The following is an 18,994-nucleotide window of genomic DNA, read 5'->3' as shown; positions in this document are numbered from 1 at the left end:
TTATTCTTCCAGTATCGGTTGCGGCGCGTCGTCCGGTATTTTTACGTGAACCTGAATAATACGTCGGCTGTCGGCCATCGCAACTTTGAACAGGTAACCGTCGATTTCGATGGTTTCACCACGCGCTGGTAAATGGCCGAATGACTGCATCACCAGACCACCAATCGTATCGACTTCGTCGTCACTGTAGTTAGTCTGGAAAATTTCGTTAAAATCTTCGATGGGTGCCAGAGCGCGGACGGTGTAGGTGTGACGGCTGAGCTGACGGATATCAAGATCTTCCGCTTCGTCATACTCGTCGTCAATTTCACCGACGATCAGTTCAAGGATATCTTCGATAGTCACCAAACCGGAAACTCCGCCGAACTCGTCGACGACGATAGCCATATGGTAACGCTGCGAGCGGAACTCCTTCAGCATGCGGTCAACACGCTTGCTTTCAGGAACCACTACGGCAGTTCTCAGCACTTTATCAATGCTGAATGGCTCGGAAGCTGTGCGCATAAATGGCAGCAGATCCTTGGCCATCAGGATGCCTTCAATATGGTCCTTATCCTCGCTGATCACCGGGAAGCGGGAGTGTGCGGATTCGATGATGACATCGAGGCACTCTTCCAGCGGCTGATTACGTTTTAGCGTGATCATTTGCGAACGCGGGATCATGATGTCGCGAACCCGCTGCTCGGCGATATCCATCACGCCTTCCAGCATGTCACGGGTATCGGGATCGATCAGGTCGTTCTGTTCGGAATCACGGATCAGCTCAACCAGATCGCCACGGTTTTTTGGTTCACCGTGAAACAATTGGCTAAGAATAAGGGAAAAGAAGCCCTTCTTGGGACTGGGGCTGTCACTATTTTGTGAATGGTCATCGCTCATGGCGTTTGGTTAAGTTTACTCATAGTAAGGGAAACAATAATCAGCAAAACGGGCCACCCGCCGTGGGGCAGGTGAGGCGTTATGACTAATCTCGTATGTCGTCTTTTTCGTTATCTTCGATGAAAATATACGGATCCGGATAACCCAGACTTTGCATAATGTCGATCTCGATAGACTCCATTTCATCGGCTTCTTCATCGACGATGTGGTCATACCCTAGCAGATGCAGACTGCCGTGAACAACCATATGCGCCCAATGTGCCAGCAGGACTTTCTGTTGCTCCTGAGCTTCTTTTTCAACCACCTGACGGCAGATGACCAGATCGCCCAGCAGCGGCAACTCCATGCCCGGAGGTGCTTCGAACGGGAAGGATAACACGTTGGTAGATTTGTCTTTACCACGATAGGTCATATTCAGTTCGTGACTTTCGGCATCATCAACAATACGGATGGTGACTTCTGACTCTTCCTGAAACTGTGGCAGGACGACATCCAGCCATTTCTGGAAATCACTTTCAGCCGGTAAACCGCCGCTGTTTTCACATGCAATTTGTAAATCGAGAATAACCTGACTCATTGACTAACCTGTTGGGACGACGGCTGATGGGATTCATGGCGGCGCTGCTCTGTAACGGCATCGCGGCGTTTCTGGTCTTCTTCTTCCCAGGCTTCATAAGCAACCACAATGCGTGCAACCACCGGATGGCGGACTACGTCTTCGCTGTGGAAGAAGTTAAAACTGAGCTCTTCGACAGAAGAGAGCACTTCGATGGCATGACGAAGGCCGGATTTCTGATGGCGTGGCAGGTCGATTTGCGTGACATCACCGGTTATCACCGCTTTGGAATTAAAGCCGATACGGGTCAGGAACATTTTCATCTGCTCAATCGAGGTATTCTGGCTTTCATCCAAAATAATAAAAGCGTCGTTGAGCGTACGCCCGCGCATATAGGCCAGCGGCGCAACTTCGATCACATTGCGTTCAATCAGCTTCTCCACCTTCTCGAAACCTAACATTTCGAACAGCGCATCATACAGTGGACGCAAATACGGGTCGACCTTCTGGCTGAGATCGCCTGGCAGAAAGCCCAGTTTCTCACCGGCTTCCACGGCAGGGCGGGTCAACAGAATGCGACGTACTTCCTGACGTTCCAGTGCATCGACAGCAGCCGCCACCGCCAGATAGGTTTTACCGGTACCGGCCGGGCCGATCCCAAAGGTAATATCGTGGTCGAAAATATTGGCAACGTACTGCGCCTGATTCGGTGTGCGGGGCTTAACCATGCCGCGTTTGGTTTTGATGATCACCGACTTGCCGTAATCAGGTACGCTTTCAGCTGTCTGCTCAAGTACGCGACTTTCTTTAATGGCCAGATGAATGGCTTCGGGATCGATGTCCTGCGTTTCGCCGCGCACTGGCGCGGTATCCACGTATAAATTACGCAGAATATTGATGGCCGCGTTGACCGGCAGGTTCTTACCGACCAGTTTAAAAGCGTTCTCACGGCGATTGATTTCGACACCCAACCGGCGCTCAAGTTGTTTAATGTTTTCATCAAACGGCCCGCACAGGCTCAGCAAACGCTGGTTGTCTTCGGGCTCAAGCAAAATCTCTTGTGTTACAACGTTCAAACTCATCCTCTGGGCCACTCGGGACCTGTTCATGTGCCTGACATTTTTGCTTGCGCGTCTCGTAAAAAACCGACGCCAAGCTCACCATACCTTGGTTAATAATACATGCCGTTGGCAAAATATGCCTTGTTACCCGTAGAAGCGGGTACAACCTTAGTGACAATATGCGGTCTGTCTCGAAAAATTAAACCGTGTTGAAGGCCACGTTGGCGACTTTTCTGCCGAGCGAGGGCGAACGGCAAAAAGAAGCAGGACGCCAAGGCGCCCTGCGGATGAACTGGCTAAGTCAATCGACGGTATCAGGGTTGGTAAATGCCGACGCCAATGTCATTCTCTTTACGGGTGCGGGCAATTACCGACTCCGGTGATTCATGCAGGCGCATCGCCATTTGCTCCTCGGTGCGAACCAAAACACCGCGCAGAGAGTTGGTGTAGACATCAACAATGTCGACATCTACAAATTTGCCGATCATGTCCGGCGTGCCTTCGAAGTTCACCACCCGGTTGCATTCGGTTCGGCCAGTCAGTTCCATCACGCTTTTGCGCGACGTTCCTTCTACCAGAATACGCTGCACGGTACCCAGAGTGGCGCGGCTGAAACGTACCACTTGCTGCGCAATACGGTCCTGCAAAATCTGTAAGCGCTGTTTCTTCTCTTGCAGGCTGACGTCGTCAACCATGTCTGCCGCCGGTGTGCCAGGGCGGGAAGAGTAGATGAAACTGAAGCTCACATCGTAGTTAATCTCAGCAATCAGCCTCATGGTTTTTTCGAAGTCTTCATGGGTCTCTCCGGGGAAACCAATAATAAAATCAGAACTCATGTGGATATCAGGGCGCACCGCGCGCAGCTTGCGGATGATCGCTTTGTATTCCAATACCGTATGCGGACGTTTCATCATCGTCAGAATGCGGTCAGAACCGCTCTGGATCGGCAGATGCAGGAAGTTAACCAGTTCAGGCGTGTCTTCATAGACTGCAATGATGTCATCGGTGAATTCGACCGGATGGCTGGTGGTAAAACGGATGCGGTCGATACCGTCTATGGCTGCCACCAGACGTAATAGCTCGGCAAAACGACAAATGCCGCCGTCATAGGTCGCTCCACGGTAAGCATTGACGTTCTGGCCCAGCAGGTTGACTTCACGCACACCTTGCGCGGCCAGTTGCGCTATCTCAAACAGTACGTCATCGCTCGGGCGGCTGACTTCTTCACCGCGGGTGTAAGGAACAACGCAGAAGCTGCAGTATTTGTTACAGCCTTCCATGACCGACACAAAGGCCGTCGGGCCATCAGCGCGGGGTTCCGGCAGGCGGTCAAATTTCTCAATTTCAGGGAAGCTGATATCCACGATAGGACTTTTGGTGCCACGTACATGGTTGATCATTTCAGGCAGGCGATGCAGCGTTTGCGGGCCAAAAACCACATCGACGCACGGCGCACGCTGGCGCAGCATCTCCCCCTCCTGTGAGGCCACGCAGCCACCGACGCCAATGATCACATTCGGGTTTTTCTTTTTAAGTAATTTCCAGTGACCGAGCAAACTGAACACTTTTTCCTGGGCTTTTTCACGAATAGAACAGGTATTTAGCAGCAGGATATCGGCTTCTTCCGCGACGTCAGTCAGCTGGTAACCATGGGTACTTTCGAGCAGGTCAGCCATTTTGGATGAGTCATACTCATTCATCTGGCAGCCCCAGGTTTTAATGTGCAGTTTTTTGGTCATCGGCTTGTCATTACTCAATGCGGGTCAGAAACGTGGAATTTGAGTCCGTTCTGCAGGGCAATATCAGGAGCAGAGCGGAGGCGACGTTAAGCAAGTATAGTGTAAACCCTCACAAAGAGGGTGACCAGTAGCAGCTTAGGCCCTGATTGCGGTGCAAAAATCCGGTACACTTTGCGCAGTGATTTCCATTATCAAGCCGGATGAAAATGAATAACTCTGAAAAATCCTTTGATGCGGTCGTGGTTGGTGGCGGCATGGTGGGCGCAGCGGCGGCGCTGGGTCTGGCGCAACGCGGTTTTAGCGTGGCCCTGATTGAAAATGAAAGCCCGGCTGAATTTGACGCCGCGGCACCGGTCGATTTACGTATCTCGGCCATCGGCTGCGCGTCGGTACGTTTTCTGCAAAAACTCGGTGCCTGGCCCGCCGTTGAAAAGAGGCGTTCAACGCCTTACCGGCGGCTGGAAACCTGGGAAAATGAAGGCTCCAAGGTCATTTTCGATGCGGCCTCATTAGGCCTGCCTGAGTTAGGTTTCATGGTGGAAAATCGAGTTTTACAACTGGCGCTGTGGCAACAATTTGCTGCCTTGCCTAATCTCACCCGTTTTTGCCCGTCGAAATTACGTCATCTGCTTTCGCATGAAGATAAGAGCTGGTCATTGCAGTTAACGACCGGCGAAGTGATCAACACGCAGTTAGTGGTGGCAGCGGACGGAGCCAACTCATTGGTGCGTCAGTTGGCGGGAATTGGTGTGGATGGCTGGCAATACCGTCAGAACTGTATGCTGATCAACGTTGAGACTTCATCGCCCGATCAGGACACCACCTGGCAACAGTTCTTTCCGTCCGGCCCGCGCGCCTTCCTGCCGCTGTCTGGCAACAACGCGTCGCTGGTGTGGTACGACAGCCCGCAGCGCATTCGTTACCTGCAATCGCTGAGTATGCAGCAACTGAGTGTTGAAGTGATGAAAGCATTTCCCCTGCGTCTTGGTGAGGTGAAAGCGATCTCCGCTGGGGCTTTCCCGCTGGTGCGCCGGCATGCGCAAAAGTATGTACTACCGGGTCTGGCCCTGGTGGGAGACGCGGCGCACACCATCAATCCGTTAGCGGGGCAGGGCGTGAATCTCGGGTACCGTGATGTTGAGGCTCTGCTGGATGTGCTGGCGAAAGCCCGTGACCGTGATGAATCCTGGAGTGATGAACGCGTGCTGTTACGCTATCAGCGCCAGCGTCGTCTGGATAACCTGCTGATGCAAAGTGGCATGGATCTGTTCTACACCGCGTTCAGCAATGATTTAGCGCCAGTAAAAGTTCTGCGTAATTTGGCGCTGATGACGGCACAAAGGGCTGGAGCATTAAAAACGAAAGCATTGAAATATGCATTAGGGATTTAGTGATGTGGGGCTGGCTGGAAAATTTCGGTCAGCCTATCCTGGAAATAATGTGAATACTCAGAATAGCAAAAGGCCCGCCTAAGCGGGCCTTTCTAATGTGGCTGGGGTGCCAGGATTCGAACCTGGGTATGCTGGTATCAGAAACCAGAGCCTTACCGCTTGGCGACACCCCAAAAGTACAACGTAAATCTAAACACTCATCAGACAATAAAATGGTGGCTACGACGGGATTTGAACCTGTGACCCCATCATTATGAGTGATGTGCTCTAACCAGCTGAGCTACGTAGCCAAATTTTACTGACTTACTGCAAAACTACAAGCATAAATTAACTAATTTAATAATTAATTTCAAGCGCTTATCAATAAGAAGTATGGCTGGGGTACCTGGATTCGAACCAGGGTATGCTGGTATCAAAAACCAGTGCCTTACCGCTTGGCGATACCCCAACAGTACAACTACTTCAAACTGGATTTTCTTTACCCACCTGTCAGAAACAGAAAGATGAAGAAAATGGCTGGGGTACCAGGATTCGAACCTGGGAATGCTGGTATCAAAAACCAGTGCCTTACCGCTTGGCGATACCCCAACTGCGCTTACCGATGTCTGGAAATGGTGCGGGAGGCGAGACTTGAACTCGCACACCTTGCGGCGCTAGAACCTAAATCTAGTGCGTCTACCAATTTCGCCACTCCCGCAAAAAAGATGGTGGCTACGACGGGATTCGAACCTGTGACCCCATCATTATGAGTGATGTGCTCTAACCAACTGAGCTACGTAGCCATCTTTTTTTCGCGCTACCTTCATCGGCGTTGCGGGGCGCATTATGCGGAGTTGACCGTTTTGCGTCAACCTCTTTTTTGACGAAAAAGCCCCGAGAGCTTTCATTTGTCTGGCTTATAACCAGTGTGGTGATAAATTCAGCAAAACACATTATTTTAATGGACTTTAGTCACGAAAAAACGGGCCTGAAAAGGCCCGCTAATGAATTCAAATCCTATGACTTATTGCGCTTTAATAAGCTGACTGATGCACTCCCACAGCACGGCCTGAAGGATCATTCATGTTCTTGAAGGACTCATCCCACTCGATAGCCTTAGCAGAAGAACACGCCACTGACGGGCCGCCAGGTACGCATTCGGCAGCACTTGGAACCGGGAATAATTCTTCGAAAATGGTACGGTATAAGTACGCTTCTTTTGAGCTTGGGGTGTTATACGGGAAGCGGAAATGTGCCGTTTCGAGCTGTTGGTCAGTAATTTGCTGTCCAGCGACCTCTTTTAAGGTGTCAATCCAGCTGTAACCTACGCCATCAGAGAACTGTTCTTTTTGACGCCACGCGACGCTGTGCGGCAGATAGGATTCAAAACATTCTCGCAGGATATGTTTTTCCATTTTGCCGTTGCCACACATCTTGTCTTTCGGGTTAAGGCGCATCGCGACGTCGAGGAATTTTTTATCCAGGAACGGAACGCGGGCTTCCACGCCCCAGGCAGACATTGCTTTGTTAGCGCGTGCGCAGTCATACATGTGCAACGCCAGCAGTTTACGCACGGTCTCTTCGTGGAACTCTTTGGCATTTGGCGCTTTATGGAAGTAAAGGTAACCCCCCAGGACTTCGTCAGCCCCTTCGCCAGACAACACCATTTTAATGCCCATCGCTTTGATTTTACGTGACATTAAATACATCGGCGTCGAGGCGCGGATGGTGGTGACGTCGTAAGTCTCGATGTGATAGATCACGTCACGAATTGCGTCCAGACCTTCCTGAACGGTGAAGTGAATTTCATGATGCACGGTACCCAGATGCGTGGCGACTTCCTGCGCAGCTTTCAGGTCGGGCGAACCCACCAGACCCACGGCAAAGGAGTGCAGTTGTGGCCACCAGGCTTCGCTCTGGTCTTTATCTTCAATGCGGCGACCGGCGAATTTCTTGGTGATGGCAGAAATCACAGAAGAATCAAGCCCGCCTGACAGCAGCACGCCGTAAGGCACGTCAGACATCAGGTGGCTTTTGACTGCCTCTTCCAGCGCATCTTTAAGCGCTTTGGCATCGGTCACATTGTCTTTAACGTTATCGTAGTCAAACCAGTCGCGATGGTAATATTCGTGGATCTCCCCGTCTTGGCTCCACAGGTAACTGCCGGCCGGAAACTCTTTGATGTTACGGCAGACAGGCACCAGCGCTTTCATCTCTGACGCCACGTACATGTTGCCGTGTTCATCGTGACCATAATAAAGGGGGATGATGCCGAGATGGTCACGGCCAATCATGTAGGCGTCTTTTTCTGTGTCATACAGGATGAAAGCAAACATGCCCTGTAGTTCATCGAGGAATGCCGGGCCTTTTTCCTGATAAAGCGCGAGGATCACTTCACAATCAGATTCGGTCTGGAATTCGTAGCGATCGCCCAACTCAGCACGCAGTGCCTGATGGTTGTAGATTTCACCGTTGACGGCCAGAACATGTGTGTGCGCGGCGTTGTACAGCGGCTGTGCGCCGTTGTTGACGTCAACAATCGAAAGACGTTCGTGGCACAGAATGGCTCTATCGCTGGCATAAACGCCGGACCAGTCCGGGCCGCGATGGCGCATCAGGCGCGATAACTCCAGCGCTTTTTTGCGCAGTTCAATCGAGTCTGTCTTGATATCGAGTACACCGAAAATTGAACACATATCTTTTTCTCCTAACCAATTTTTTCAGAACTTCATTTTGTTGTGTTTGCTAAGCGCTTTGCCGATTTCTCATTAAAGGTTCGGTTTCGCTGCGTTGTTGATTAAGAAAATGCGATAAAACCACCATAGTGTGCAAGTGCTTTAACGTTCTAATGAAAAATAGTTTGTCGGCAGGGTAAGGTCTTTGATGGATTATCAGTTTGATGGGGATTTTATTGTTGAATATTCAATTTTATTGGCAAATCCGAAGGGGGCGTAATTTCAGTGGCTGCAGAATTCGAGCGGAAGGAATAGATAGTCTGGCGGGGAGCCAGACTATCTGCGACGTGTTAGATGATGTCGATATCGGCAACGGAAGGGTAAATCCAGCTGGGACGGAAAGGCATTTCCTCAACGTCGTTCAGCGTAGAAACTCCGGATAGCACCAGAATAGTGTCCAGTCCTGCCTGGAAACCGGCAAGAATATCCGTGCGCAGGTTATCGCCAACGATCACCGTCTCTTCCGAATGAGCCTGCATTTTATTCAGTGCTGATCGGATGATCCACGGGCTTGGTTTACCCACATAGAAAGGTTTTCGGCCAGTGATTTTTTCAATCGGAGCGCAAAGCGCGCCACAGGCTGGCGAGAAACCGTGGCCGTGGCTGTCCGGGTTGGTGGCTATAAAGCGCGCGCCGTTGGCAATAAAAAAGGCCGCCTTATGAATCATGTCCCAGTTATAAGAGCGCGTTTCACCAACGATCACGAAATCAGGGTTGATATCGGTAATAGTGAAACCGGCTTTATACAGTTCGTGGATCAACGCGCCTTCGCCGACGACATAGGCTTTTTTGCCTTCCTGACGTTTAAGAAAATCAGCGGTCGCCATGGCGGAGGTGTAAAACGCGCTTTCAGGCACATCAAGACCGGCGGCGGAGAAGCGATTGGCTAAGTCCTGTGCGGTCTGCGAAGGGTAGTTGGTCAGCACCACCAACGGCATACCCTGTTCCTGAATACGAGCGAGAAACAGGTCGGCGCCCGGTACCGGGGTATTGTCGTGCAACAGTACGCCGTCAATGTCACAAATTACGTTTTTGATCGTCATGTAAACTCATCCATCCTTTGCAATGCGCCAATATAACACGCCTTAACTTTCCATCAGACGTTGCAGCAGCACGCCATTGAGCATAGCCCGCTTGACCAGCGCAAAAGCGCCAATCGCAGACTGGTGATTCAGTTCAGATTTTACAATCGGCAGATTGCGGCGGAAATCCTTTAATACCTGGGTGTTTATACAACTCTGGATGGCCGGCAGCAGCACTTTTTCTGCGTCGGTTATCTCTCCGGCGATCACGACTTTTTGCGGATTGAACAGGTTGATGGCAATCGCTACGCCTTTGCCCAAATGGCGGCCGACATACTCGATGACTTCGCAGGCCAGCCCGTCACTGCGGTTGGCTGCTTTGCAGATGGCACCGATGGAACAGTCGTCCAGCGTCAGTTTGCTTGGATAACCTTGGGTCAACAGATGACGGACGCGGTTTTCTATTGCTGAGTTAGCGGCCACCGTTTCCAGACAGCCAAAGTTACCGCAGTGGCAACGCTCACCTAACGGGTCAACCTGAATGTGGCCAATCTCGCCGACGTTACCGTTGCTGCCGAGGAATATCTGCCCGTTAACGATGATCCCCGCACCGGTACCGCGGTGTAAACGAACCAAAATGGAGTCCTGACAGTCGCGTGTTGCACCGAAATAGTGCTCTGCCAGTGCCAGACTACGGATATCGTGGCCGACAAAACTGGTGACTTTAAATTTTGCTTCCAGCGCATCGACTAATTTCCAGTTACCCACACTGATATGCGGCATGTAGCGCACGATACCTTTGTTCGGGTCAACCAGGCCGGGGAGGATCACTGAGATAGCGATCAGCTCGCGGATTTTTCGCTGATTTAATTCGATGAACTGGGCGATAGCGGCGATCAGGGCGTTTTCCAGCGTCTCCTGAGTGCGTTCCGGCAGGGCGTAATGCTGTTCTGCCAGGGCTTTGGCGCTGAGATCGTATAATGTGATGGTCGCATCATGGCGGCCAAGACGAATGGCAACGGTATGGAAAGGGCGGGTTTCGGTGATAATCGAAATGGCGCGGCGGCCCCCGGTGGAAGCCTGCTGATCGACCTCTTTGATCAGCCCGCGCTCTAATAACTGGCGAGTGATTTTGGTGACGCTGGCCGGTGCCAGCTGGCTGTGATCCGCAATCTGTATGCGGGAAATCGGCCCCTGCTGATCAATCAGGCGGTAAACCGCCGCGCCGTTTAACTGCTTAACCAGATCAACGTTGCCGATTTGTGCCTGTCCGCCAGTCGTCATCAATACCTTATCCGCTCAATTAAACTTCGTCACCATTAACGATAGTTTTCGTGATGTTGAAATCATGAGTAAAGGCGGTGAGATTCGCTACTTTTCCGGCTTCAATTGTGCCGAGTTGCCCGTCTACACCTATCGCGCGTGCTGCATACAACGTCGCCATTCGCAACGCTTCGTCCAGCGCAATCCCCACGTGTTCAACACTGTTTTGTACCGCTTCGATCATGGTCAGCGCCGATCCGCTGAGGGTGCCATGCTCGTCTACACAGAGTCCATCACGATAGTATATTGTTTTGCCTGCAAAAATGAACTCTTGAATGTCAGCGCCAGCCGGTGCTGTTGCATCGGTCACCAGAACCAGTTTCTCGCCTTTGAGTTTTTTAGCATTGCGCACGTTTGCCCAGGCAACGTGGTGCCCGTCAACGATGATACCGGTATAAACTTCTGGCGTATCAAAGATAGCGCTGACCAGGCCTGGTTCGCGGCCGGTAATAGCAGGCATAGCGTTGAACAAGTGAGTTGAGAAGGTGATCCCAGCGGCAAAGCCTTTACGCGCTTCTTCGTACGTCGAGTTGGAGTGCCCGGCGGAAACAATGATGCCGGCCGCGCGCAACTGATGAATAAATTTGTCTTCAACCTGCTCTGGCGCCAGCGTCACTTTGGTGATGACATCGGCATTGGCACAGAGATAGTCGATCATCGCGCTGTCAGGCTTGCGGATGAAAATCGGGTTATGGGTGCCTTTTTTCAGCGGGCTGAGGTACGGCCCCTCTAAGTGCAGGCCCAGCGCCTGATTCGGGTATTTTTCCAAATAAGTGCGCATCACGCTGATACCATGCTTCATGTACTCGTCGCTACAAGTAATAAGCGTCGGTAAATAGCTGGTACAGCCTGATTTTTCATTGGCTTGTTGCATGATTTCTAACGTTTCAACGGAAATGGCTTCCAGTGAATCGTTGAACTGTACACCGCCACAGCCGTTGAGCTGCAGGTCGATGAATCCGGGAGCAAGACGTGCGCCGTCCAGATCGCGGGTTTCCATATTGGCCGGCAGATCTGCTGCCGGACAGACACGTTCGATCTTACCGTCTGCAATCACCACCGCGTGGTTATCCAGAACGTCGTGGCCGGTGTATACCCGGCCGTTAATCAATGCGTACATCATGCCCCCTCGTACGTTTGCCCTTCTTCAGTCACGCTGCTGCTGCGTTGGCTGCCTCACTCACTCCGGTCACTTACTTCAGTAAGCTCCCGGAGGTTCGCTTCGTTGCCGCCTTGCCGCAACGTGACTGGCTTTGGGCATAATTTGTTAGTTAAGACCTTTCATGCTTTCCGCTTCTAACTCGCGGAAATACTTAACGGTTTTCATTTTGAGTTCCATGGTGGAAGGCTCATCACAAACGACAACCGCTTTGGCGTGCAGCTGCAGACAGCTGATGGTCCACATGTGGTTAATATTGCCTTCCACAGCGGCCGCCAGTGCTTGCGCTTTCGCATGACCGGTAACCAGGATCATCACTTCTTCGGCATCCAGCAGTGTACCCACACCGACGGTCAGGGCAAATTTTGGCACCTGAGAAACATCGTTATCGAAGAAACGTGAGTTAGCGATACGGGTATCGTGGGTCAGCGTTTTGATACGGGTGCGTGAAGCCAGAGAGGAAGCCGGTTCGTTGAACGCGATGTGGCCATCGTTACCCACGCCACCCATGAACAGGTTGATTTTGCCGTACGACTTAATTTTTTCTTCGTACTGACGGCACTCTTCATTCACATCCGGTGCATTACCGTTGAGCAAGTTTATGTTTTCTTTAGGAATGTCAACGTGATTGAAGAAGTTGTTGTACATGAAAGTGTGGTAGCTCTCAGGGTGTTCCTGCGGCAGACCCACATATTCATCCATATTGAAGGTTACCACGTTTTTGAAGCTGATCTGGCCCGCTTTGTGCATAGCAACAAGGTGTTTGTAGGCTTCAAGCGGCGTACCGCCGGTAGGCAGGCCCAAAACAAAAGGACGCTCTGCAGTTGGCTTGAAAGCATTAATACGTTCAACGATATGACGTGCTGCCCATTTGCCAACTTCGGTCGTGTTATTTAAAGGAATTAATCGCATTACACACCTCTTAGTTTTCAGAACTTGAATATACTGTATGGGATTCTAAAGCTGTGGTTCAAAAGTTCATCATTGTAAGCGTAAACCAGACTTCAGGTTTGCGGAGTGGCATAAAACCACCTAGATTTTTTTAATGATAAAATAAGTTTTGTATGTTGACCAGTGTTGTGGCCTGTTAAGACTGTTTTTTGGTGACAATTATCACAAAAAAGGAGGATTTAATTTGCGATACGAAATAATTTTTTTACACTCGGCAGTGCAGTTGGTGAATTCAGATTTTCTATAAGGTTTTTATAAAGGTAGTAACCATAGTTATTAAACTACTTAGGTGATTCGCTTTGGGCGAATAGGGGGAAATGTTGAACATTCTTAGTTACTTGCAAAAAGTCGGTCGAGCCTTGATGGTTCCGGTCGCTACGCTGCCCGCCGCGGCCATTTTAATGGGCGTTGGCTATTGGATCGACCCGGTAAGTTGGGGTGGTGACAATGCACTGGCGGCACTTTTCATAAAGTCCGGTTCGGCAATTATTGAACATATGTCGGTTCTGTTCGCCATTGGTGTGGCTTACGGTATGTCTAAAGACAAAGACGGAGCGGCTGCACTGACCGGTTTTGTCGGGTTCCTGGTCGTGACCACATTGTGTTCACCGGCTGCTGTATCAATGATTCAGAAAATTCCTCTCGATCAGGTTCCTGCCGCCTTTGGCAAGATTGAGAACCAGTTCGTGGGCATCCTGGTGGGTATCATCTCTGCCGAAGTCTACAACCGCTTCAGTCACGTTGAACTGCCTAAAGCGCTGTCGTTCTTCAGCGGTCGCCGTTTGGTGCCAATCCTGGTCTCTTTCCTGATGATCCTGGTTGCCTTCATCCTGATGTACATCTGGCCGGTGGTCTTCAACGGTCTGGTGAGCTTCGGTGAGCACATCCAAAAACTCGGCTCTGCCGGTGCGGGTATCTACGCGTTCTTCAACCGTCTGTTAATTCCGGTCGGTCTGCACCACGCGCTGAACTCAGTATTCTGGTTTGACGTTGCCGGTATCAATGATATCCCTAACTTCCTGGGCGGTCAGCAATCTATCGAAGCGGGTAAAGCCGTTGTCGGTATCACTGGTCGTTATCAGGCGGGCTTCTTCCCGATCATGATGTTCGGTCTGCCGGGTGCAGCACTGGCTATCTACCACTGCGCACGTCCTGAGAACAAAGCGAAAGTACTGGGTATCATGATGGCGGGGGCGTTTGCTGCCTTCTTCACCGGTATCACCGAACCGCTGGAATTCTCCTTCATGTTCGTGGCTCCGGTTCTTTATGTGATCCACGCCGTGCTGACCGGTATTTCCGTGTATATCGCTGCAAGCATGCATTGGATCGCCGGTTTCGGCTTCAGCGCCGGTCTGGTGGATATGGTGCTCTCCTCGCGTAACCCGCTGGCGACCCACTGGTACATGCTGATCCCACAAGGTCTGGTGTTCTTCGTTATTTACTACGTAGTGTTCCGCTTCACCATCAACAAATTCAACCTGTTGACCCCAGGTCGTGAACTGGCTGTTGCCGGTGACGAAACTGACGGTTATGACGTTGATGTTGAATCTGGTGGTAATAAAACTGACGAAACTGTGGCTCTGGCGCGTCGTTACATCAGCGCGATTGGCGGTTCAGATAACCTGACCGGCATCGATGCTTGTATCACCCGTCTGCGTCTGAACGTGAAAGACTCCGCGCTGGTGAATGATTCCCTGGCTAAACGCCTGGGTGCTTCAGGTGTTATCCGTCTGAACAAACAAAGCGTTCAGGTGATTGTAGGTACGCGCGCTGAAATCATTGCAGGCGCAATGCGCACTGCCATGACGGCTGGCCCGATTGCTGCTGCAACCGCAACCCCTGTTGTGCCAGCGGCTGACGTAAAGCCTCAGGCCGTGCCGAACGGCCCTAAAACAGTAGTTGAAACGCTGGTATCACCGGTGACCGGTGATATCGTGGCGCTGGAACAGGTTCCTGATGAAGCCTTTGCCAGCAAAGCGGTAGGTGACGGTGTGGCGATTCGCCCAACTGACAAAACCGTAGTTTCTCCTGCTAACGGCACCGTGGTGAAAATCTTCAACACTAATCACGCTTTCTGTCTGGAAACAGACACTGGCGCTGAGATTGTGGTGCATATGGGGATTGATACCGTTGCGCTGGGAGGCAAAGGCTTCACCCGTCTGGTTGAAGAGGGCGCAACGGTGAAAGCCGGTCAGCCTGTACTTGAATTGGATCTGGACTTCCTGAACGCCAACGCCCGTTCAATGATTAGCCCGGTTGTGGTCAGTAATATTGACGACTATTCAGGCGTTGCTTCACTGGCGACTGGCTCAGTGGTGGCAGGTCAGACTAAGCTGTTCGACATCCAGGGCAAATAATTCCCTGTCTTGCAGAACTGTTTTGAAGCAAACCGCAGCGGGAAGAGAGCAATCTCTTCCCGTTTTTTTGTTTCAAATCCGGTTAAGCCCTATTTTCTGTAACTAACGGTTGTTTCCCGACGTGGCTTGTTGGAACATAAGCGGTTATCTGTAGAGCCAATGTCGCGTAGAGGAATTGCATAATGAGTGAGGCAGAAGCCCGCCCAACAAATTTTATCCGTCAGATTATCGATGAAGATCTGGCGTCAGGGAAACACAACACGGTCCATACCCGTTTTCCTCCTGAGCCAAATGGTTATTTGCATATCGGCCATGCGAAGTCTATCTGCCTGAATTTCGGTATTGCGCAAGACTATCAGGGGCAATGCAACCTGCGTTTTGACGATACCAACCCGGCTAAAGAAGATATTGAATTCGTTGAGTCCATCAAGCATGACGTGCAGTGGCTAGGTTTCCAGTGGAGCGGAGAGATTCAGTACTCTTCCAACTACTTTGATCAGTTACATGACTATGCGCTGGAACTTATCAACAAAGGCCTGGCCTACGTTGACGAACTGTCACCGGATCAGATCCGTGAATACCGCGGTTCGCTGACGGCACCGGGCAAAAACAGCCCGTATCGAGATCGCAGTGTGGAAGAGAACATCGCACTGTTTGCCAAAATGCGTAACGGTGAATTTGCCGAAGGTGCTGCGTGCCTGCGCGCTAAAATCGACATGGCGTCGCCGTTCTTCGTCATGCGTGACCCGGTTATCTACCGTATTAAATTTGCCCATCATCACCAGACGGCCGACAAATGGTGCATCTACCCGATGTACGATTTCACCCATTGCATTTCCGATGCGCTGGAAGGGATCACCCATTCGCTCTGTACGCTGGAATTCCAGGACAACCGCCGTCTGTATGACTGGGTACTGGATAACATCACCATCCCTTGCCACCCGCGTCAGTACGAGTTCTCCCGTCTGAATCTCGAATACGCCATCATGTCCAAGCGTAAGCTGCAATTGCTGGTGTCTGAGAACGTTGTAGAGAGCTGGGATGACCCGCGTATGCCAACGGTGTCAGGTTTGCGTCGTCGTGGCTACAGCGCCGCGTCTATCCGCGAATTCTGCCGTCGTATCGGTGTAACGAAACAGGACAACAACGTCGAGATGATGGCGCTGGAATCCTGTATCCGTGATGACCTCAATGAAAATGCGCCGCGGGCGATGGCCGTGATCAATCCGGTGAAAGTCGTGATTGAGAACTTCACCGGCGATGCGGTGCAAATGGTCAAAATGCCTAACCATCCGAACAAACCGGAAATGGGTAGCCGTGACGTTCCGTTTACCCGGGAGATTTACATCGATCAGGCTGACTTCCGCGAAGAAGCGAATAAGCAGTACAAACGTCTGGTGCTGGGTAAAGAAGTGCGTCTGCGTAATGCGTTTGTGATTAAAGCTGAGCGCGTTGAAAAAGATGCCGATGGCAATATTACGACCATTTTCTGTAGCTATGATGTTGATACATTGAGCAAAGATCCTGCCGATGGCCGCAAGGTTAAAGGTGTTATCCACTGGGTTTCAGCGACAGAAGGCAAACCGGCTGAATTCCGCCTGTATGACCGTCTGTTCAGCGTAGCGAACCCGGCACAGGCAGAAGATTTCCTGACGACAATCAATCCGGAATCTCTGGTCATTGCGCAGGGCTTTGTTGAGCCTGGTTTGGGTGACGCTCAGCCTGAAGTGAGTTTCCAGTTCGAACGTGAAGGTTATTTCTGTGCTGATAACCGCTATTCCAGCGCTGACCATTTGGTGTTTAACCGCACCGTAGGTCTGCGTGATACCTGGGAAAGCAAACCTGCTGTTTGATTACTCTCTGTGATCACCGTACGAAAAAAACGCAGCTACGGCTGCGTTTTTTTCGTTGAAATTCTGCCTGTGCGTTCTGTTTTATCTGCAATGATTGGATGATAAAAAGCAAAATTATAATTTTCCACGCGAATTAATACCGTTTAAACCTCTTCTGTAGAAATGCTCTCATTTTCGATATATTTCAGTAAAAGGCGCTTTAATGACGTCGATTTGAAGTTATCTATCTGATTTAATTAATTTACCTCTCCTTGTTTTGCATGTTTTAGCTGTTTTCTTAATCTGTAACAGAAATACACATTTATGTGCACTTTGTCATGTTTCAGATATTAATCTTAAATTACCGATTGATAATTCGCGTCGCGAAAAATAGTCTTAACCTTGCTTCTTGTACCGGTTTCGCTGATTGGCGTCCGGTCTGTTACCCGTTTGGGTTTGCGTTAACTTTACATGTCAAAGAGGATTTACTATGTCTAAGCACCTTAACGGGGGCAGGGCTGCGGCTGGCCTGAACCCGCCAGCCAGAATAAAACCTGTCGCCTTAGCACTTGCCGGTACGTTACTTGGCGGCGGTATGATGGCCACGCCTGACGTGCAGGCTGCGGGCTTTATTGATGATTCAACGCTCACCGGTGGCGTCTACTACTGGCAGCGCGAACGCGACCGTAAAGACCTGAATAAAACCAAAGAAGAAACCCGTCCCGACGGCAGCAAAGTGACGGTGAACAACCCCGATTACAATAAGTACGCCACTAATCTTTCACACTCCACGGCTAACCTGAATCTGGACTTCTCCTCCGGCTATGCCTGGGACATGTTTGGGCTCGACATCGCAGCGTTTACCGCCGTTGAATTAGCTGAGGCCAGTGACAGCGGTCATCCGAACGAAATTGCATTTTCCTCCAGCAACCACGCTTATAACGAAGATTACTCCGGTGATAAAGGCGGCGTCAGCCTGTATAAAGCGGCAGGTAAATTTAAATATGGCGACTTTTGGGGCCACGCCGGTTATATCCAGCCGACAGGACAAACGCTGATTGCGCCACACTGGAGCTTTATGCCAGGTACCTATCGCGGTGCTGAAGCCGGTTACAAGCATGATTTCGGCGAACCAGGTGAGCTGAGTTTCTCCTATATGTGGGCGGACAAATACAAGTCACCATGGCATCTGGAGATGGATGATTTCCGTCAGAACGATAAAACAACCGGCGTCTCTTACATCCACTCCCTCGGCGCCAAATATGATTTCAAAAATGATGTCGTACTGGAAGCGGCTTACGGCCAGGCTGAAAGCTACGTCGATCAATACTTCGCTAAAGCCTCTTATAAAATGGAATTGGCGGGTAACCCGCTGACCACCAGCTACCAGTTCTACGGTGCGGAAGACCGCATCAACAACCAGAACGATCCGAACAGTCTGTATGACGGTCTGGCGTGGTTGCAGGCGCTGACTTTCGGCTACACCACCGGTCAGTTTAACTGGCGCCTGGAAGGGACGATGGTCAAGGCTGATGGTAATCAGGGCTACTTCCTGCAACGCATGACACCAACCTATTCCTCCTCTAATGGACGCCTTGATGTGTGGTGGGATAACCGCTCAGACTTCAACGCCAACGGCGAGAAAGCCGTCTATGCCGGTGTGCTTTACGACCTGGCTAAGTGGGATCTTCCTGGTCTGGCCGTCGGCGGTTCCTACGTCTACGCCTGGGATGCCAAACCTAGCAGCAACCCGATGTATGACCAAAGCCAACGCCTGAAAGAGAGCGCCTGGAGTCTGGATGGCCTGTACACCATTCAGGAAGGTCGTGCCAAAGGCACCTTATTCAAACTGCACTACACGCAATACGACAACCATTCCGACATCCCAAGCTGGGGCGGCGGTTACGGCAATATCTTCCAGGATGAGAAAGACGTGAAGTTTATCGTCATCGCTCCGTTCACTATCTTCTGAGGCCCGCTGTCGTGATGAAAAATACTATGAAAATGAAA

13 protein-coding genes and 6 tRNA genes are annotated in these 18,994 nt (G+C 50.9%); 4 read left to right on the top strand and 15 right to left on the bottom strand.

The features are described from left to right. The 4 genes from corC to miaB all read right to left on the bottom strand — a co-directional run bounded on the left by corC (position 1) and on the right by miaB (position 4,235). The gene (gene corC, locus ACZRKO_RS10985; RefSeq protein WP_463737205.1) at positions 1 to 879 is read right to left on the bottom strand and encodes a CNNM family magnesium/cobalt transport protein CorC; all 879 of its coding nucleotides are present in this window, start codon (positions 877 to 879) and stop codon (positions 1 to 3) included. Positions 880 to 964: 85 nt separating this feature from the next. After that, positions 965 to 1,456: an rRNA maturation RNase YbeY gene (ybeY, locus tag ACZRKO_RS10980; protein WP_463737204.1), complete on the bottom strand. Its 492-nt coding sequence runs from the start codon at positions 1,454 to 1,456 to the stop codon at positions 965 to 967. Continuing rightward, complete coding sequence (locus ACZRKO_RS10975) at positions 1,453 to 2,529, bottom strand: PhoH family protein (RefSeq protein ID WP_463737535.1); 1,077 nt, start codon at positions 2,527 to 2,529, stop codon at positions 1,453 to 1,455. The genes ybeY and ACZRKO_RS10975 overlap by 4 nt, the downstream gene beginning before the upstream one ends. A 281-nt stretch (positions 2,530 to 2,810) precedes the next feature. Further along, positions 2,811 to 4,235, bottom strand: coding sequence for a tRNA (N6-isopentenyl adenosine(37)-C2)-methylthiotransferase MiaB (gene miaB / locus ACZRKO_RS10970; protein WP_463737203.1), 1,425 nt, complete (start codon positions 4,233 to 4,235; stop codon positions 2,811 to 2,813). Positions 4,236 to 4,441: 206 nt separating this feature from the next. Here miaB and ubiF point away from each other — a divergent pair, with 206 nt between their 5' ends. Next, a complete protein-coding gene (gene ubiF, locus ACZRKO_RS10965; protein WP_463737202.1) occupies positions 4,442 to 5,626 on the top strand; it encodes a 3-demethoxyubiquinol 3-hydroxylase in 1,185 nt (394 codons plus the stop codon). 98 nt (positions 5,627 to 5,724) lie between these two features. On the opposite strand, the gene ACZRKO_RS10960 is transcribed toward ubiF, so the two are convergent. From ACZRKO_RS10960 to nagB, 11 genes are all read right to left on the bottom strand, one after another. After that, a tRNA-Gln gene (locus ACZRKO_RS10960) sits at positions 5,725 to 5,799 on the bottom strand. Positions 5,800 to 5,839: 40 nt separating this feature from the next. Next, a tRNA-Met gene (locus ACZRKO_RS10955) sits at positions 5,840 to 5,916 on the bottom strand. A gap of 83 nt (positions 5,917 to 5,999) precedes the next feature. Beyond that, positions 6,000 to 6,074, bottom strand: a tRNA-Gln gene (locus ACZRKO_RS10950). Positions 6,075 to 6,139: 65 nt separating this feature from the next. After that, positions 6,140 to 6,214: transfer RNA gene (locus ACZRKO_RS10945), tRNA-Gln, on the bottom strand. 24 nt (positions 6,215 to 6,238) lie between these two features. After that, positions 6,239 to 6,323 (bottom strand) — tRNA-Leu (locus ACZRKO_RS10940). A gap of 8 nt (positions 6,324 to 6,331) precedes the next feature. Beyond that, a tRNA-Met gene (locus tag ACZRKO_RS10935) sits at positions 6,332 to 6,408 on the bottom strand. Positions 6,409 to 6,639: 231 nt separating this feature from the next. Beyond that, positions 6,640 to 8,301 carry an asparagine synthase B gene (gene asnB, locus ACZRKO_RS10930; protein ID WP_463737201.1) on the bottom strand — a complete coding sequence of 554 codons (1,662 nt, stop codon included), beginning with the start codon at positions 8,299 to 8,301 and terminating at the stop codon, positions 6,640 to 6,642. Positions 8,302 to 8,630: 329 nt separating this feature from the next. Continuing rightward, positions 8,631 to 9,383 (bottom strand): HAD-IIA family hydrolase, encoded by a 753-nt coding sequence (locus ACZRKO_RS10925; protein WP_463737200.1) that lies wholly within the window; start codon positions 9,381 to 9,383, stop codon positions 8,631 to 8,633. A gap of 42 nt (positions 9,384 to 9,425) precedes the next feature. Beyond that, positions 9,426 to 10,646, bottom strand: a complete 1,221-nt coding sequence (gene nagC, locus ACZRKO_RS10920) for a DNA-binding transcriptional regulator NagC (protein ID WP_463737534.1) — start codon at positions 10,644 to 10,646, stop codon at positions 9,426 to 9,428. 19 nt (positions 10,647 to 10,665) lie between these two features. Then, entirely contained in the window at positions 10,666 to 11,805 is a 1,140-nt protein-coding gene (nagA, locus tag ACZRKO_RS10915) for an N-acetylglucosamine-6-phosphate deacetylase (protein WP_463737199.1), read from the bottom strand. Between the two features lie 147 nt (positions 11,806 to 11,952). Further along, positions 11,953 to 12,756, bottom strand: a complete 804-nt coding sequence (gene nagB / locus ACZRKO_RS10910) for a glucosamine-6-phosphate deaminase (protein ID WP_463737198.1) — start codon at positions 12,754 to 12,756, stop codon at positions 11,953 to 11,955. Between the two features lie 359 nt (positions 12,757 to 13,115). Between nagB and nagE the strand changes: the two genes are divergently transcribed. From nagE to chiP, 3 genes are all read left to right on the top strand, one after another. Then, positions 13,116 to 15,152: an N-acetylglucosamine-specific PTS transporter subunit IIBC gene (gene nagE / locus ACZRKO_RS10905; protein ID WP_463737533.1), complete on the top strand. Its 2,037-nt coding sequence runs from the start codon at positions 13,116 to 13,118 to the stop codon at positions 15,150 to 15,152. A gap of 182 nt (positions 15,153 to 15,334) precedes the next feature. Continuing rightward, the gene (gene glnS, locus ACZRKO_RS10900; RefSeq protein ID WP_463737197.1) at positions 15,335 to 17,005 is read left to right on the top strand and encodes a glutamine--tRNA ligase; all 1,671 of its coding nucleotides are present in this window, start codon (positions 15,335 to 15,337) and stop codon (positions 17,003 to 17,005) included. A 469-nt stretch (positions 17,006 to 17,474) separates the two neighbouring features. After that, complete coding sequence (chiP, locus tag ACZRKO_RS10895) at positions 17,475 to 18,956, top strand: chitoporin ChiP (RefSeq protein WP_463737196.1); 1,482 nt, start codon at positions 17,475 to 17,477, stop codon at positions 18,954 to 18,956. Positions 18,957 to 18,994 lie beyond the last annotated feature (38 nt).

The sequence above is a fragment of the Ewingella sp. C233 genome (assembly GCF_055407225.1).
The sequence above is the reverse complement of the archived record's forward strand: the minus strand, read 5'-3'. Positions and strand labels throughout refer to the sequence as shown.